Annotated in this window: 11 protein-coding genes and 2 tRNA genes; 7 read left to right on the forward strand and 6 right to left on the reverse strand. The window is 63.8% G+C overall.

Annotated elements, in window-relative coordinates; genetic code table 11:
* Positions 1-229 precede the first annotated feature (229 nt).
* Together glnA and D4Q52_RS23425 are read right to left on the reverse strand one after the other, a co-directional pair.
* Positions 230-1639, reverse strand: a complete 1410-nt coding sequence (gene glnA, locus D4Q52_RS23420) for a type I glutamate--ammonia ligase (protein ID WP_119858994.1) — start codon at positions 1637-1639, stop codon at positions 230-232.
* A 90-nt stretch (positions 1640-1729) separates the two neighbouring features.
* Positions 1730-2068 (reverse strand): P-II family nitrogen regulator, encoded by a 339-nt coding sequence (locus D4Q52_RS23425; protein WP_022723564.1) that lies wholly within the window; start codon positions 2066-2068, stop codon positions 1730-1732.
* Between the two features lie 462 nt (positions 2069-2530).
* Here D4Q52_RS23425 and D4Q52_RS23430 point away from each other — a divergent pair, with 462 nt between their 5' ends.
* The gene (locus D4Q52_RS23430) at positions 2531-4030 is read left to right on the forward strand and encodes an NAD(P)H-hydrate dehydratase (protein ID WP_119858995.1); all 1500 of its coding nucleotides are present in this window, start codon (positions 2531-2533) and stop codon (positions 4028-4030) included.
* A gap of 213 nt (positions 4031-4243) precedes the next feature.
* Here the strand turns inward: D4Q52_RS23430 and D4Q52_RS23435 are convergent, their stop codons facing one another.
* On the reverse strand, positions 4244-5560 hold the full coding sequence (locus D4Q52_RS23435; protein WP_119858996.1) for a multicopper oxidase family protein: 1317 nt from the start codon (positions 5558-5560) through the stop codon (positions 4244-4246).
* Between the two features lie 148 nt (positions 5561-5708).
* On the opposite strand from D4Q52_RS23435, the gene D4Q52_RS23440 reads away from it, so the two are divergent.
* The 6 genes from D4Q52_RS23440 to D4Q52_RS23465 all read left to right on the forward strand — a co-directional run bounded on the left by D4Q52_RS23440 (position 5709) and on the right by D4Q52_RS23465 (position 12925).
* A tRNA-Leu gene (locus D4Q52_RS23440) sits at positions 5709-5793 on the forward strand.
* A gap of 153 nt (positions 5794-5946) precedes the next feature.
* Positions 5947-7305 (forward strand): trigger factor, encoded by a 1359-nt coding sequence (gene tig, locus D4Q52_RS23445; RefSeq protein WP_119858997.1) that lies wholly within the window; start codon positions 5947-5949, stop codon positions 7303-7305.
* Positions 7306-7633: 328 nt separating this feature from the next.
* Entirely contained in the window at positions 7634-8272 is a 639-nt protein-coding gene (locus D4Q52_RS23450) for an ATP-dependent Clp protease proteolytic subunit (RefSeq protein ID WP_119858998.1), read from the forward strand.
* A 382-nt stretch (positions 8273-8654) separates the two neighbouring features.
* Positions 8655-9929, forward strand: coding sequence for an ATP-dependent Clp protease ATP-binding subunit ClpX (gene clpX, locus D4Q52_RS23455; RefSeq protein ID WP_119858999.1), 1275 nt, complete (start codon positions 8655-8657; stop codon positions 9927-9929).
* A gap of 327 nt (positions 9930-10256) precedes the next feature.
* Entirely contained in the window at positions 10257-12689 is a 2433-nt protein-coding gene (lon, locus tag D4Q52_RS23460) for an endopeptidase La (RefSeq protein ID WP_119859000.1), read from the forward strand.
* A gap of 159 nt (positions 12690-12848) precedes the next feature.
* A tRNA-Val gene (locus tag D4Q52_RS23465) sits at positions 12849-12925 on the forward strand.
* Positions 12926-13089: 164 nt separating this feature from the next.
* Here D4Q52_RS23465 and D4Q52_RS23470 read toward each other — a convergent pair.
* From D4Q52_RS23470 to D4Q52_RS23480, 3 genes are all read right to left on the reverse strand, one after another.
* Entirely contained in the window at positions 13090-14121 is a 1032-nt protein-coding gene (locus D4Q52_RS23470; protein WP_119859001.1) for an alginate lyase family protein, read from the reverse strand.
* A gap of 351 nt (positions 14122-14472) precedes the next feature.
* Entirely contained in the window at positions 14473-15330 is an 858-nt protein-coding gene (locus D4Q52_RS23475; protein WP_119859002.1) for a hypothetical protein, read from the reverse strand.
* On the reverse strand, positions 15327-16415 hold the full coding sequence (locus D4Q52_RS23480; RefSeq protein WP_119859003.1) for a GSCFA domain-containing protein: 1089 nt from the start codon (positions 16413-16415) through the stop codon (positions 15327-15329). Before D4Q52_RS23480 ends, D4Q52_RS23475 begins: the two co-directional genes overlap by 4 nt.
* Between the last annotated feature and the right edge of the window lie 25 nt (positions 16416-16440).

The following is a 16440-nucleotide window of genomic DNA, read 5'->3' on the forward strand; positions in this document are numbered from 1 at the left end:
CGATCGACGCCCTGCTCAAACCGCCGCCGACCATCAAAGATCAGCGACAGTTGAGCCTCAGTATTGATCAAATTTAAACCGGACAGCCGTGGGACAAGCCCGGCCATGACGAAGTTTGTGAGCAAACTAAGCGAGCGATGATGGCCTTACCCCCGCAATGCAACGAAAAAGGCGCCCCGCGAGGGGCGCCCTGGTCGTCTCGGCGGGCCGGCGTTTGCCGGCGCGGCGCTCAGTAGGAGTAGTACATCTCGAACTCGACCGGGTGCGGCGTCATTTCGAAGCGCGCGACCTCGGTCATCTTCAGTTCGATGTAGGCGTCGATGAAGTCGTCGTCGAACACGCCGCCGGCCTTGAGGAAGGCGCGGTCCTTGTCGAGGCTCTCGAGCGCCTCGCGCAGGCTGCCGCAGACGGTCGGGATCTGCTTCAGTTCTTCCTTCGGCAGATCGTACAGGTCCTTGTCCATCGCCGGACCCGGATCGATCTTGTTCTTGATGCCGTCGAGGCCGGCCATCAGCATCGCCGCGAAGGCGAGGTAGGGGTTGGCCATCGGGTCCGGGAAGCGGACTTCGACGCGCTTGGCCTTCGGCGAGGTGGTGTAGGGGATGCGGCAGGAGGCCGAACGGTTGCGGGCCGAATAGGCCAGCAGCACCGGCGCCTCATAGCCCGGGACCAGACGCTTGTAGGAGTTGGTCGATGGGTTGGTGAAGGCGTTGATCGCCTTGGCGTGGGTGATGATGCCGCCGATGTAGTGCAGGCAGGTTTCCGACAGGTCGGCGTACTTGTTGCCGGCGAAGGTCGGCTTGCCGTCCTTCCAGATCGACTGGTGCACGTGCATGCCCGAGCCGTTGTCGCCGAACACCGGCTTCGGCATGAAGGTCGCGGTCTTGCCGTAGATGTGGGCGACCTGATGGATGCAGTATTTGTAGATCTGCATCTGGTCGGCCATGTGGGTCAGGGTGTCGAACTTCATGCCGAGCTCGTGCTGGGCCGAAGCGACTTCGTGGTGATGCTTCTCGACCTTGACGCCCATCCGGGCCATCGCGCCGAGCATCTCCGAGCGCATGTCCTGAACCGAGTCCTGCGGCGGAACCGGGAAGTAGCCGGCTTTGGTGCGGATGCGGTGGCCGAGGTTGCCGCCCTCATACTCGGTGTCCGAATTGGTCGGCAGCTCCGAGGAGTCGAGGCGGAAGCCGGTGTTGTACGGGTTCGCCGAATAGCGCACGTCGTCGAACACGAAGAACTCGGCTTCGGGGCCGACGAACACGGTGTCGCCGACGCCCATCGCCTTGACCTGGGCCTCGGCCTTCTTGGCGATGCCGCGCGGATCGCGGTTGTAGGGCTCGCCGGTCGACGGCTCGAGGATGTCGCAGGTGATGACCATGGTGGTTTCGGCGAAGAACGGGTCGATCACCGCGGTCGACGGATCGAGCATCAGCATCATGTCGGACTCGTTGATCGCCTTCCAGCCGGCGATCGAGGAGCCGTCGAACATCGTGCCCTCAGCGAAGATCTCTTCGTCGATCATCGAGACGTCGAAAGTGACGTGCTGCCACTTGCCGCGCGGATCGGTGAAACGCAGGTCGACGTATTTGACGTCGTTGTCCTTGATGGATTTCAGGACTTCTTTGGCGGTCGTCATGAGTACCCCTTGTTGTGCGGGTCGTCGTGAAACGGCGGCCCGAACGGGGCCGCCAGGTGATGCGGTCGATGCAGGTGATAGGCCGGGTGCTTAGATGGCGTCCAGTCCGGATTCGCCCGTTCGGATGCGCACGGCTTCTTCGATGTTCGACACGAAAATCTTGCCGTCGCCGATGCGGCCGGTCTGGGCGGCGCGCCGGATCGCGTCGATGGCTTTCTCCACCAGATCATCGGCGATCACGATCTCGATTTTCACCTTGGGCAGAAAGTCCACGATGTATTCGGCGCCGCGATACAGTTCCGCATGACCCTTCTGCCGGCCGAAGCCCTTGGCCTCGGTGACGGTGATACCCTGCAAACCGACTTCCTGAAGCGCTTCCTTGACCTCGTCGAGCTTGAACGGCTTGATGATGGCTTCGATCTTCTTCACTTAGACTCTCCCCGGACTTCCCAAGCCTTGAGACGAACCGTCGTAAGACTAGACGTCTCGAGACGGCTCGTCGTGAGACGGCAACTGTATGCCAGATTGCGCGGCGCTGCGCAGTGGATCGATAACACCGCGGGCCGATCGGGCAAGCAGCTCCGTTCGCGGTTGGGGCTGGGCCCGAAGCCGGAGACGGTCGCGCGCTGACCCCGCCAGGATCGGCGAGCGCGAGGGATCGAAACATGGCTTCCGTAAAAGCAGGGTCCATGCCAAGTTGCCGGGATGGCTGATTATGGAGCATTATCAGATTATTAAGGCCGCGTCCGCGTAGACTTTCGAGGCTCGCTGCAACGAGGTCTGATTAATTATTGGGCTGTAAGCCTAAATTTTGATCATTCAAGACGTCGTTATTGCCGCCAGATCAGCTTCGACTGCCTTCGTGTAAGGCGAGAGTAACGGGAATTGAGCATGGAGTTACTCACTCCGGTAGAAATGAACCGCGCGGACCTGCTGACAATCTCGGGCGGGTCGTCGGGGTTCGCGCTGATGCTGCACGCCGGCCGGCACGTCGCCCAGGCGGCGATCGAAATGGTCGAGAGCGGCCCCATTCTGGTGATCGCCGGGCCGGGCAACAATGGCGGCGACGGGTTGATCGCGGCGACCGAGCTTGTGGCACTCGGCCGCACCGTGCACGTCATGCTGCTCGGCGATCGTGAGGCGCTGAAGGGCGACGCCGCGCTGGCGGCGCGGGAGTGGAAGGGGCCGCTGCTGCCGTTTCTGCCGCAGTCGATCGGCGCCCCGGCGCTGATCATCGATGCGCTTTTCGGCGCCGGCCTCAACCGGCCGGTCAAGGACCAGGCGCTGGAGATGATCGAGGCGGTGAACGCCAGCGGCGTACCGGTGCTGGCGGTCGATCTGCCGAGCGGCATCAACGGCGCGACCGGCGCGGTGCTCGGCGCCGCCATCAAGGCGCGCGAGACCGTCACCTTCTTCCGTCGCAAGCCGGGGCACCTGCTGGTGCCGGGCCGGCTGTATTGCGGCAAGCTGCGCGTCGTCAATATCGGCATCGATCCGGCGGTGCTGGACGAGATCCGGCCGCAGGCGTTCGAGAACGATCCGGATCTTTGGCTCGGGCACTTTCCGGTGCCGCGCGCCGACGGCCACAAATACGGCCGCGGCCATGCCGTGGTGATTTCCGGTGAGCTGTCGCAGACCGGCGCGGCGCGGCTCGCCGCCCGCGGCGCGCTGCGCGCCGGGGCCGGGCTGGTGACGCTGGCGTCGCCGCGCGATGCGCTGGCCGTGAATGCCGCGGCGCTGACGGCCGTCATGGTGCGGGCGATCGACACGCCCGAGGAGTTGGCCGGGATGCTGAGCGATCGCCGCTTCAACGCGGTCGGGATCGGGCCGGGGGCGGGGATCGACGATCGCACCCGGGGCAATGTGCTGGCGGCGCTGGCCGCCGGCGCCGGCTGCGTGCTCGACGCCGACGCGCTGACGGTATTCGCCGGCAGCCCCGAGACGCTGTTCGAGGCGATCAAATCCGGCACCAATCCACAGGTTGTCCTGACCCCGCACGAGGGCGAATTCCCGCGGCTGTTCAGCGACATGAGCAACAAAAATCCACTTCGGTCGAAACTCGAAAGGGTCCGCGTAGCGGCGCAGCGGTCGGGGGCCGTGGTGCTGCTCAAGGGGCCGGACACCGTGGTGGCGTCGCCCGACGGCCGCGCCGCGATCGCTTTCAACGCGCCGCCCTGGCTGGCGACGGCTGGCGCCGGCGACGTGCTGACCGGCATCATCACCGGCCTGCTGGCGCAGCGCGTCCCAGCCTTCGAAGCCGCCTGCATCGGCGTCTGGATGCACGGCGAAGCGGCCTGCGAAGCCGGCCCGGGGCTGATCGCCGAGGATCTGACCGAGACGCTGCCGGCGGTGACGCGGCGGGTCTATGACGAGCTTGGCGTGGCGTATTGAACGGGTCCGCGTCCGCAGATTGGCCACGGGTCGACCAAAAAGTTCAGGCGCTTAGCTCTCCACCCGTCATGCCCGGCCTTGTGCCGGGCATCCACGCCTTGCTGCCGGAGATGCAGAGAAGGCGTGGATGGCCGGGACGAGCCCGGCCATGACGGCCGAGAGACCGGTGTTCGACCGAAATCCCTGCTGCGTCGAGGTCTTGGAACCCGGCCTTCAACTGACCAGATAGCTCCGCACCAGCCGCGGCGCCGACCATTTGGCGGCGAAGGCTTGCATCAGCCAGAGGCCGGGGTGCTCGGCTGCGAAAGCGATGCGCTGGGTTTGGCCGGCGTCGATCGCCAGCGTGTCGAGCCAGAACGGCTTCCAGCCATCGTCCAGCCGGTCGAGCAGGCGGAAGTGGTGGCCGTGCAGATGGAATACCATCGGCTGGGTGGCGCGATTGGTCAGCGCCAGCACGACGGTGCGGCCGCGTTTGGCGTGGAACGCCGGGCCGGATGCCGGCACGAATTTGTCGGGTGCGAACCAGTCGAGCTGGGCCGGGGCGAGGGCGCCGAGCGGCAGTTCGACCCGTAGCGCCGAGCCGAGCGGCAGCTGCGCCGGCAATCCGTAGCTGGGCAGAGCGGAGGGCGCTGGCAGCGGCGCGGCGCGCAGCGGCGGCTCGGACGAGGTGACCAGCCGGCCGAGCGGCACCGGCTTGCCGCCGTCGAGCAAGGTGATGGCGGAGGACGAGCCGGGCGGCCGCGTGGCGTCGATCAGCGCGTCGACCCGTCCGCCGGGTGTCAACACCAGTGTACCGCCTCGTGCCAGAAACGGCTCAGCCGGCTGACCGTCGAGGCCGATTACCCGGACGTCGAAATCATCGATTCGCACAGCGATCACATTGCGCTGGCAGCCATTGATGAAGCGCAGCCTGAACCGGCCATTGGAGCGCAGCGCGATATCGGCACTCGGCTTGCCATTGATCGTGTAAAGCCAGGCCGCGTCACCGGCGTCGACGCCCGCCGCAAGCGGTTGGCCGTTCGGGCCGAGCCGGGCGTCCTCGACCAGCACCACCTCGTCGCCGTCGACCTGCAGCGGCTTGTCGTCGTGAACCACCAGCGGCAGCACCGGCATCGGCACGCTGCCGTCGGCGCCGAGTCGCAGGTCGGCCAGCAGCGTGCCGGCGGAGCGCAGCGACAGTTTGAACTCGTCCCTGCCGCCGGGCGGCACCGGTCGGCGCGCCACCAGCGGCTCAGCCGACGCCGCGCCGTCGAGGCCACGAATCGTCATCAGGGCAGGCTGTTGCAGAGCATTCTCGAAGCGGATCGTGAGCTCGTCGCCGCGCTGCAGCGGCGCCTGGTCGGTCCACAGCAGGGCCGGGCGTGATACTGGATCGCCGCCCGGCTTGAGCACCGCCGGCTCAGCCGCGGCGCGCAGTGTCAGCGTCTTTCCCGCCGCCGCCGATGGCAGCGGCAGCGCGCCAGCGAGGGTGAGGCCGCCAAGGCCGGCGAGCAGGGTGCGGCGCGAGAGCGGTGCGGGTGTGTGCGTCATCGTGCGATGCGGACCATGTTCGTGCCGCGCTGTCCACTGCGGCAGCCCGACGCGGCGTGATGCAAGTGCGGGTTTTTCTTGATGCGCGACCTATATGTCATGTTATAAGCCCGCCGCCCGCGGCATCGCGGTCGGACATGATGCTCTAGCGGGCGTGGCGGAACTGGTAGACGCGCTGGATTTAGGTTCCAGTGACGAAAGTTGTGGGGGTTCGAGTCCCTCCGCCCGCACCACGCAAGTGCTCTGCTCATGACGAATTTCCGGCGGGCCGGGTCCTTCAGGACACGCGTTCGCCAAACCACAGGTGCAGGCTTTTCGCTGCGCATCGCCAACCTCGACACCTCCAGCCGCGCGGCTGGATCACACGGAAGAAGAAGATCGACGCCATGCAGGTCAAGGAAACCGTCGCCGACGGGTTGAAGCGCGAATTCCAGGTCAATGTCCCGGCAGCGGATATCGACGCCCAGATCGATGCGCGGCTGGTCGACCTCAAGGACAAGGTGAAGCTCAACGGCTTCCGCCCCGGCAAGGTGCCGGTTGCGCATCTGAAGCGCGTCTATGGCCGTTCGGTCGCCGCGGAGACCATCGACAAGCTGGTCCGCGAAACCAATGACGGGATCTTCGCCGAGCGCGGCTTCCGCCTCGCCACCGAGCCGAAGATCACGATGCCGCAGGACCAGAAAGAGATCGAGCAGATCCTCGAAGGCAAGTCGGACCTGACCTACACGGTCGCCATCGAGGTCGTGCCGTCGATCGAACTGGCCGACTTCAAGAGCTTCTCGGTCGAGAAGCCGGTGGTCGAGGTCGGTGAATCCGACGTCGATGAAGCGATCAAGCGCATCGCCGACGCCAATCGCGCTTATGCCGACAAGGGCGAGGGCGCCAAGGCCGAGAACGGCGACCGCGTCACCGTGTCGTTCGTGGGCAAGATCGACGGCGTGGCATTCGACGGCGGCACCGGCTCGGACATTCCGGTGGTGATCGGCTCGGCCAGCTTCATTCCGGGCTTCGAGGACCAGCTGGTCGGCATCGCCCAGGGCGAGACCCGAACCATCAAGGTGTCGTTCCCGGAGAACTATGCCAGCGACACGCTGGCCGGCAAGCCGGCCGAGTTCGAAACCACGGCGACCAAGGTCGAGACGCCGCAGGACACCACGATCGACGACGAGTTCGCCAAGACGCTCGGCATGGAATCGCTCGACAAGCTGAAGGAAGCCGCCAAGGCGCGGCTCGCCGCCGAATACGCCGGCGCCTCGCGGCTGCGGGTCAAGCGCCAGCTGCTCGACCGGCTCGACGAGACCCACAAGTTCGAAGCCCCGCCGTCGCTGGTGGAGCAGGAATTCGGCGTGATGTGGCAGTCGATCAACGCCGAGATGCAGCAGAACGGCAAGTCGTTCGCCGACGAGAACACCACCGAGGAAGCGGCGCGCGAGGAATATCGCAAGATCGCCGACCGCCGCGTCCGGCTCGGCCTGGTGCTGTCGGAGATCGGCGAGAAGAACAAAATTCAGGTTACCGACGACGAAGTCAGCCGCGCGGTGATCGAGCGCGCCCGGCAGATGCCCGGCCGCGAGAAGGAAGTCTGGGACTTCTACCGCAGCAATCCCGAGGCGCTGGCCCAGCTCCGCGCCCCGATCTACGAAGACAAGGTGGTCGATTACATCCTCGAGCTCGCCAACGTGACCGACAAGCCGGTCAGCCGCGAGGAGCTCTACAAGGACGACGACGACAAGACCGCGGCCTGATCGCAAGGCCCTGATCGTAAGGTTCGACCTATTCCAGCGGCCGTCGCGACGCTCGTCGCGGCGGCCGTTTTGCGTCCGCTGCCCGTTAACGATGCCGGCGGAAAGCGCGCCGAATCGATCGGAAAGCCGGCTGGCGGTTTTGCGGTAGACCGCCGAATCGGTATCAACTCCGCTCAGAAACGGGGCTCACCCTTGTGGCCGGGCAATCGGGCCATATCTGAGCACTCGCTTTCACGTCCTGCATCACGGGACGATCGCCGCGGCGGAGCCGGTCGCCAGACCGGAATTGCACCCCGCACGATCGTTTTCGACAACCCTCAGGTGAACTATGCGCGATCCGTTGGAGACCTACATGAACCTCGTGCCGATGGTGGTCGAGCAGACCAACCGCGGCGAACGAGCCTACGACATCTTCTCGCGCCTCCTGAAAGAGCGGATCATCTTCGTGACCGGCCCGGTCGAAGACGGCATGTCGACGCTGATCGTGGCGCAGCTGCTGTTCCTCGAAGCCGAGAATCCGAAGAAGGAAATCTCGATGTACATCAACTCGCCGGGCGGGGTGGTGACGTCGGGCCTGGCGATCTACGACACCATGCAGTTCATCCGCCCGCCGGTGTCGACGCTGTGCACCGGCCAGGCCGCCTCGATGGGCTCGCTGCTGCTCGCCGCCGGCTACAAGGACATGCGGTTCTCGCTGCCGAACGCCCGGATCATGGTTCACCAGCCCTCCGGCGGCTTCCAGGGCCAGGCCACCGACATCATGCTGCACGCCCAGGAGATCCTGAACCTGAAGAAGCGGCTTAATGAGATCTACGTTCACCATACCGGCCAGACCTACAAGGCGATCGAGGATGCGCTGGAGCGCGACAAGTTCCTCACGGCCGAGATGGCGCGCGACTTCGGCATTGTCGACAAGGTGATCGACAAGCGGGCCGAGGAAGCGGCCGCTGTCGCGAAAGCGACCTGAGCAGGGCCCGGCGGGATTGAGCTTGGTGAAAATCGCGGGGCGGGGATGGAATGTTCCGCTTTCGTGCCTGTGCTCGTGCCAATCCCGCAACGCTGCCTTGTTTTCGCCGATCAAGAGTCGCCCAACTGCAGCAAATCACGCTATTGTCACGCGTCCCGGCTTGGGGCGCGGTTAGTGAAATCTTGATAGACGGGTGACAGCATGATTGGCTGAACCTGATCGACGAAAGTGTTTGGGGGATTCGAAGCGGCCGCGATTGGTGCGGCCACAGAAGTGCGGGGGGCTTTTCTGGTACGGAATTTGCTCCATTTATACTGGGTCTGTCGGGTCCAACCGGGAGGCGCAGCTGCCAGAGAAGACCGAACCGCGGACGGAGAACGAAATGAGTAAGGTCGGTACGAGCGACTCCAAGAACACCCTGTACTGCTCGTTCTGCGGAAAGAGCCAGCACGAGGTCCGCAAGCTGATCGCCGGCCCCACGGTATTCATCTGTGATGAGTGCGTGGAACTGTGCATGGACATCATTCGCGAAGAGAACAAATCCTCGCTGGTGAAGTCGCGCGACGGCATTCCGACCCCGAAGGAAATCTGCAAGGTCCTCGATGACTACGTCATCGGCCAGAACCATGCGAAGAAGGTGCTCTCGGTCGCAGTCCACAATCACTACAAGCGGCTGAACCATCAGACCAAGCACAACGACGTCGAACTGGCGAAGTCGAACATCCTGCTGATCGGTCCGACCGGCTCGGGCAAGACGCTTTTGGCGCAAACTCTTGCTCGTATCCTCGACGTGCCGTTCACCATGGCGGATGCGACGACGCTGACCGAAGCCGGCTATGTCGGTGAGGACGTCGAGAACATCATCTTGAAGCTGCTGCAGGCTGCCGACTACAATGTCGAGCGGGCGCAGCGCGGCATCGTGTACATCGACGAAATCGACAAGATCTCGCGCAAGTCGGACAATCCCTCGATCACCCGCGACGTGTCGGGCGAGGGCGTCCAGCAGGCGCTGCTGAAGATCATGGAAGGCACCGTCGCGTCGGTGCCGCCGCAGGGCGGCCGCAAGCATCCGCAGCAGGAATTCCTGCAGGTCGACACCACGAACATTCTGTTCATCTGCGGTGGCGCCTTCGCGGGCCTCGAGAAGATCATCTCGTCGCGCGGACGGACCACCTCGATCGGCTTCGCCGCGCAGGTGCTGGCGCCGGAAGATCGCCGCACCGGTGAGATCTTCCGCCACGTCGAGCCCGAGGATCTGCTGAAGTACGGCCTCATCCCGGAATTCGTCGGCCGTCTGCCCGTGGTGGCGACGCTCGAGGATCTCGACGAGGCCTCGCTGAAGAAGATCCTGACCGACCCGAAGAACGCGCTGGTGAAGCAGTATCAGCGGCTGTTCGAGATGGAGAACATCGAGCTCACCTTCGCCGACGAGGCGCTGGGCGCGGTGGCCCGCAAGGCGATCGAGCGCAAGACCGGCGCGCGCGGCCTGCGGTCGATCCTCGAGAGCATCCTGCTCGAGACGATGTTCGATCTGCCGGGTCTCGAGGGCGTCGAGGAGGTGGTGATCTCCCGCGAGGTTGTCGACGGTACTGCGCGACCGCTCTACATCTACGCCGACCGCTCGGATCGGGCGGCCGAGAGCAGCGCCAGCGCATAATGATCAGCCATCGCACGGACTTCTCCGCGCGAAAGGGCCACGACGTTCGGGCTGCCGGGTTCTCTCGGCAGCCCGTTTTCGTCTCGCTTGTGACTGCGCGCGCTGCGCGCGGATACCTGACAAACCGGTGCTTTCTCCACGACTTGACACCCCCCGGGGGGATAGCCACCTAATGTTCACGGCGATGACAAGCGTTATCAGGATTCGCCATCAACCCGGACGAGTGGGGCCTAAGCCGGCCGAAACGCGCCGGTACACTCGGCACCTTGTGGTGGCTGCGCCGGTGGCGGGTCACGGGCAAGGGGGCACAATGAAAAGGAACGGGCCATGACCGCCACGAAACCCAGGCCAACCATCGTTTACGGCGAAAGCCACGCCTATCCAGTTCTTCCGCTGCGCGACATCGTCGTCTTCCCGCATATGATCGTGCCGCTGTTCGTCGGCCGCGAGAAGTCGATCCGCGCGCTCGAAGAGGTGATGAAGAACGACGCGCTGATCATGCTGGCGACGCAGAAGAATGCGTCCGACGATGATCCGGCGCCGGGCTCGATCTATGAGATCGGCACGCTGGCGAGCGTGCTGCAACTGCTGAAGCTGCCCGACGGCACCGTGAAGGTGCTGGTCGAAGGCCTCGCACGCGCCAAGGTCGACGCCTACACCGATCGCACCGAGTACTACGAAGCCACCGCGACGTCGCTCGCCGACACCGACGCGACCAGCGTCGAGGCCGAGGCGCTGTCGCGCTCGGTCGTGTCCGACTTCGAGAGCTACGTGAAGCTCAACAAGAAGATCTCGGCCGAAGTGGTTGGCGTCGTTCAGTCGATCACCGACTTCGCCAAGCTGGGCGACACCGTCGCGTCGCATCTCGCCGTCAAGATCGCGGATCGACAGGGCATCCTGGAGACGCTGTCGGTCACCGCGCGCCTGGAGAAGGTGCTCGGCCTGATGGAGAGCGAGATCTCGGTGCTGCAGGTCGAGAAGCGCATCCGCTCGCGCGTCAAGCGCCAGATGGAGAAGACCCAGCGCGAGTACTATCTCAACGAGCAGATGAAGGCGATCCAGAAGGAGCTCGGCGACGACGAGGGCCGGGACGAACTCGCCGAACTCGAAGAGAAGATCGCCAAGACCAAGCTGAGCAAGGAAGCCCGCGAGAAGGCGCAGCACGAGCTGAAGAAGCTGCGCCAGATGTCGCCGATGTCCGCGGAAGCGACCGTCGTGCGCAACTATCTCGACTGGCTGCTGTCGATCCCGTGGAACAAGAAGTCCAAGGTGAAGAAGGATCTGGCGTCGGCGCAGGCCGTGCTGGACAGCGATCACTACGGGCTGGAGAAGGTCAAGGAGCGGATCGTCGAGTATCTCGCCGTGCAGTCGCGCGCCAACAAGCTGGCAGGCCCGATCCTGTGCCTCGTCGGCCCGCCCGGCGTCGGCAAGACCTCGTTCGGCAAGTCGATCGCCAAGGCGACCGGACGTGAGTTCGTGCGCGTGTCGCTCGGCGGCGTCCGTGACGAGGCCGAGATCCGCGGTCACCGGAGGACCTACATCGGTTCGATGCCCGGCAAGATCATCCAGTCGATGAGAAAGGCCAAGACCTCGAATCCGCTGTTCCTGCTGGACGAGATCGACAAGATGGGCGCCGATTTTCGCGGCGATCCGTCATCCGCTCTGCTCGAGGTGCTCGACCCCGAACAGAACCAGACCTTCAACGACCACTATCTCGAGGTGGACTACGATCTGTCCAACGTGATGTTCATCACCACGGCGAATACCCTGAATATCCCGGGGCCGCTGATGGACCGCATGGAGATCATCCGGATCGCCGGCTACACCGAGAACGAGAAGGTCGAGATTGCCCGCAAGCATCTGATCCCGCTGGCGCTGACCAAGTACGGGCTGGATTCGAAGGAGTGGTCGATCGACGACGCAGCGTTGCTGCTGATGATCCGCCGCTACACCCGCGAAGCCGGCGTGCGTAATCTCGAACGTGAGATTTCGACGCTCGCCCGCAAGGCCGTCAAGGACCTGATGCTGTCGAAGAAGAAGACGGTGAAGGTCAACGAGAAGGCGATCGAGGAATATCTCGGCGTGCCGAAGTTCCGCTTCGGCGAGATCGAGAAGGACGATCAGGTCGGTGTCGTCACCGGTCTGGCGTGGACCGACGTCGGCGGCGAGCTGCTGACGATCGAAAGCGTGATGATGCCGGGCAAGGGTCGCATGACGGTGACCGGAAACTTGCGCGACGTCATGAAGGAATCGATCCAGGCGGCGGCGTCCTACGTCCGCTCGCGCGCGATCACCTTCGGGATCGAGCCGCCGTTCTTCGAGCGGCGCGACATCCACGTCCACGTGCCGGAGGGGGCGACCCCGAAGGATGGTCCGTCGGCCGGCGTCGCGATGGCCACCACCATCGTGTCGGTGCTGACCGGCATTCCGATCCGGCGCGACATCGCCATGACCGGCGAGATCACGCTGCGCGGCAGGGTGCTGCCGATCGGTGGTCTGAAGGAGAAGTTGTTGGCGGCGGCCCGAGGCGGCATCAAGACGGTGCTGATCCCCGAGGACAACGCCAAGGACCTCACCGAGATCTCGGACGCGATCAAGGGTGGTCTGAACATCATCCCGGTCGCCCGGATGGACGAGGTGATCGCCAACGCGCTGGTGCGTGCGCCGGTGCCGATCGTCTGGGAAGAGGAGCCCGCCAAGCTGTCCGGCAAGGAGAGCCAGGACGGCGACGAGGCGGCGGGCGGTCTCACCGCCCACTGAGCGGCCTTCGGCCTCACGATGCAATCAGCGGCGCCCGAAAGGGCGCCGTTTTGCGTTTGGCGGGCGACAACGCCCACATGCGAAGCTGTGGGAGGGATCGCAGCCGAGCGATCGCGCGGACTTGCGCCGCTTCCCGCCCAGAGGGTAAACAGGCGGGACGGGCGGCTAGCTCAGCTGGTTAGAGCATCTCGTTTACACCGAGAGGGTCGGGAGTTCGAATCTCTCGCCGCCCACCAGGTCTCCCTGCATATGCGATCGACGATCCGCCATGGTCGGCACCGCCGGGCCCCGGAGCCGCGGCGCTCGATATCGGCCGGCTGGCCGCGGGCGCGCCGCATGACATCGCCGCGCGGCCGAACATTCGGATTGAGGTCGTGAGTTGCCACCAATGGCGGTTTGGCTAGACGCTGCGGCTTCCTTCGGCGGCTTTGAGCGTCTGCCCGAGCAGATCGACGCGGCCGCCAAGTCGCGGAATGAATTCTCGTTGATCGAGCCCCCGACTCTCGGAATTCAGCTGAGCGAAGTAGAGGCTGAGCCAGCCGATCTCCTTCGGTTTCACCTGCTCTCCAAATCTCTTGTCCAGCGTGCGAGCCGACAGATTGTCCACCAGATTATCGAGATAGTGCTTGAGCTTTCCGGGAGGCGGAGGCAACTCCGAACCCAGATGCTGAAGGCGATAAAAGATGTAGAGCGGCTGCGCGCCGAAGTAGAAATAGTGAACGGCGCGCTGACCGCGACCAAGCTCGTGACTCGGTAGGCCTTCATCCGAGATATCGTCGATCGCGTGCTGGTACCAACTCGTGGCGATCGTCCGTGCCGCGCTGTCCTTGGTGATCGTCGATGCGGCAAGGACACTCATCGCCGCCCACGAGGTCAGATTGTTCTTCGTCTTGCGCTTCTGATAGAAGGCGATCACGTCCTTGGTTAGTTTTTCCAACCACGGGCGAATGTGGGGATCGGCCTCCGCGGCGTTCCGCAAATCGCTCTTCAGAATGACGAGGGCCAACGTGCCGAGCACCCAACCCTGGACAAACCTGCCGTTGGGCGTGTCCGGCTTGTCGAGAAACGCGCTGTTCTGAGCCCAGCTTCGAAGAATTTGAAGCAGGCAAGATCGCACGACGCCCGAACGATCTCGCAAGCTTGCGTCCGCCAAAATCGACACGACCGATTGGAAATGGCGGGTCGGTGCAACCAAATAGGTGTTCGTGGCCCACAGCCTGAAGTCCATCTCCGACCGTGTTTGATCGCCCTTGCGATAAACGCTGGTCGCTTCGATCTGCCGTATGACGGGGCCGACGGTCGGACACAGCAGGGCGCAGGCTGATCTTTGGCCGAACGCCGAGCCGACCGACGGTGCAACCAACACCAGCGGCCGTAAGGCAACTCGCCAGAAAACGGCTGCCAGACGCGCGCGGATCCCGTGAAGTTGCATGGGCGAGGGCCTGACTAAATGGCGGGGCCAAGGAAAGCGCAATGGGCATCGGCGGTGCGTCGACGCCTCGGCTCCGAAGCCGCGCCGCGGAGTGCCGTTGCCGACCGCTTACGTCCTGCGAGCATCCCCTCGATGTCGATCATCGGTCGCGCGGTCGGTGCAGTACAGCCGAAGCAAACACTATCTGCAAACGGGCCGTGCGCTTGGGTCTCAGGCGAAAGCATCATATCGGGAGCGAAGGCGAACGCCGGCTCGCGGGGAGCGGCATCGCTGCAATGGCGCCCTGGCTCATCCCGTGTTTGCTGAAGAGCATTCCATGCACCCCTGACGCACATCAACGAGCCGACGGACTCACCCGACATTCTCTGGCGTTCGGGTCTCGATGACGTTCGCCCGCAGTGCTGCAACTCTCTCCGTGATCGCCCTGTTCAGATATCTCCACAGGACCTCACCATATTCCTGATTTTTGTGACGGAGATTGTGCCTTGGTACTTGGTCCCATTGGGGGGCATGGCCGGACTCGAAGTTCCTCGAGCCGAGAGCTCCCTCGGAGTACTTGGACGGACATCGATATCCGTCGACGACTACCTCGGCCGGCACATTTAGCACGCTTATTCCATTTTCGCGATGATAGCGCCGGTACAGCTCCGCTTCATTCTCGCAGATCTCCCGCTTGGCGGCGGGCGCCAGTCTTGACCAGGCGTCGGGTGTGCGAAGCTCGGGGACGATTTCGGCTGCATCTTCCCGAACCATCGGACGCGGCAGGAAGAAAACGGGGCGCTCCGGATTTCCCGACTGAATCCCTTCGGCCAGCTTGATCGTGCTCGCAATGGTGCGCTTGTAGTCGCAGGAAGCCTTGAACAGCGCGTAGGACATCGGCGGCGAGTCGATGAACCTCTCGACGGAGTATCCCGCCGCGTTGATGTTGTTCATCTGCCAAGGGTTGACGGGCGGAACCACGCAGGCAACCAGAACAACGTCGAATGGCGACATATCGAAGGGCCCGTCCGATCCTGTCGTGAGCGCCCAGAGGTGTCTTTGTGCAGGATTCTCTGCGCTCGGACCGCCCAAGCTGACGCGATCGTCCTCGAACTCCAGGTCATTCAAGATCTGACTCGAGCCGGCAGCAAAACTGACTTCGAAATCCGACTTATCGACCGCTGCGCGAAGGGTGGCAGCGTGGGAATTTCCAAGTACCAGAAGCTTCATGGAGTCGCTTCCGCGCCCGCGGGCGGAGCAAATGCGGCGAGGATCGCTTCGTCGCAAACGATCTCGTCTTCGGCTTTCTCCAGATTGTCCAGAACCGAATCCGAGCGAACAGAAGGAGCGAGCGGAGCTATCGGTTCGTGGGCGTGAGCCGCGAAGAAGGTTGCCATCACGTGCTCGACGCTCTCCGGGCGAACGTCCCGGAGATTCTGAGTGTAGTGGACGGTGCTGCTCCAGGAATTGGTGATGATCTCGTAGGATGGGAAATAGTCCACGTCATCGTAGCGGTCGGCGAGCAAGCCGGCGACGGAGCGCAGCGTGGATTTCGAATAGCTCGTCGCAACCATCACGTGGTTGCTGGTTGCGGTCGCCGCGAGTGGGACGGGCGAGACCGTGACCAGAAAGCGCGCATTGGGTTGCTGAGCCCTGATGAGTTTGCGACATTCTTCGAAATCGTCCAGGACTTCGCTGAAACTCAGATTCCTGAAGCGGTGGCGCGACGGGTCGAACGAGCCCGCGATGGTGCCCGGCGCCGAGGGATAAACCGTCCCCGAGGGATGGTGCTCCCAGACCTCAGTCAATCCGAATGTGAAGATGAACACGTCCAGCTGGCGCATCAGATCTCGTACTTGCCGCAGGTGGTACTCCCTGTGACGCCGGACCTCGTCTTCGCTGTCGAAGCCGCTCGGCTCGATCGAAGGGCGCAACGCGTCGCAGAACCCACCGTCCTTCGCCTGCCAGACGGCATCGGTCGGACTGAAGAGCCCGAGCGACTCTCTCAGCAATTGCAGCAGCTGTCTGGTCGTGTAGACGTTTCCATAGCGCGCGGAAAACATGCCGAAGCCGAACTGCCCGTATTGCTGTTTCGGCAGATTTTCAGGAGCAGGCTCCGCGTCCAGAACCTGGAAGCCTCGTCTCCGCAATTGATGTCCGATGTGCTGTGCAAAGCAGCTGCCGGCGGTCATGATTTTGTCGCTCGGCAGGATAGGCCATTTCGGGCGATAGATGTTTATCGGCAGCCCGTCCTGACTGAGAGCGCTTTTCCAATAAGCCTTTCGACCCAGGTTATGGTAGGGATTTCTTGCCATCTGTGAAGCGCTCCTGACGGGCGTC

The organism is Rhodopseudomonas palustris, assembly GCF_003591005.1.
Taxonomy (GTDB): domain Bacteria; phylum Pseudomonadota; class Alphaproteobacteria; order Rhizobiales; family Xanthobacteraceae; genus Rhodopseudomonas; species Rhodopseudomonas palustris_K.

Coding starts and splice junctions, on each gene's coding strand:
- glnA (WP_119858994.1), bottom strand. CDS start 1,639: ATGACGACCGCCAAAGAAGTCCTGAAATCCATCAAGGACAACGACGTC.
- D4Q52_RS23430 (WP_119858995.1), top strand. CDS start 2,531: ATGGAGTTACTCACTCCGGTAGAAATGAACCGCGCGGACCTGCTGACA.
- D4Q52_RS23435 (WP_119858996.1), bottom strand. CDS start 5,560: ATGACGCACACACCCGCACCGCTCTCGCGCCGCACCCTGCTCGCCGGC.
- tig (WP_119858997.1), top strand. CDS start 5,947: ATGCAGGTCAAGGAAACCGTCGCCGACGGGTTGAAGCGCGAATTCCAG.
- D4Q52_RS23450 (WP_119858998.1), top strand. CDS start 7,634: ATGCGCGATCCGTTGGAGACCTACATGAACCTCGTGCCGATGGTGGTC.
- clpX (WP_119858999.1), top strand. CDS start 8,655: ATGAGTAAGGTCGGTACGAGCGACTCCAAGAACACCCTGTACTGCTCG.
- lon (WP_119859000.1), top strand. CDS start 10,257: ATGACCGCCACGAAACCCAGGCCAACCATCGTTTACGGCGAAAGCCAC.
- D4Q52_RS23470 (WP_119859001.1), bottom strand. CDS start 14,121: ATGCAACTTCACGGGATCCGCGCGCGTCTGGCAGCCGTTTTCTGGCGA.
- D4Q52_RS23475 (WP_119859002.1), bottom strand. CDS start 15,330: ATGAAGCTTCTGGTACTTGGAAATTCCCACGCTGCCACCCTTCGCGCA.
- D4Q52_RS23480 (WP_119859003.1), bottom strand. CDS start 16,415: ATGGCAAGAAATCCCTACCATAACCTGGGTCGAAAGGCTTATTGGAAA.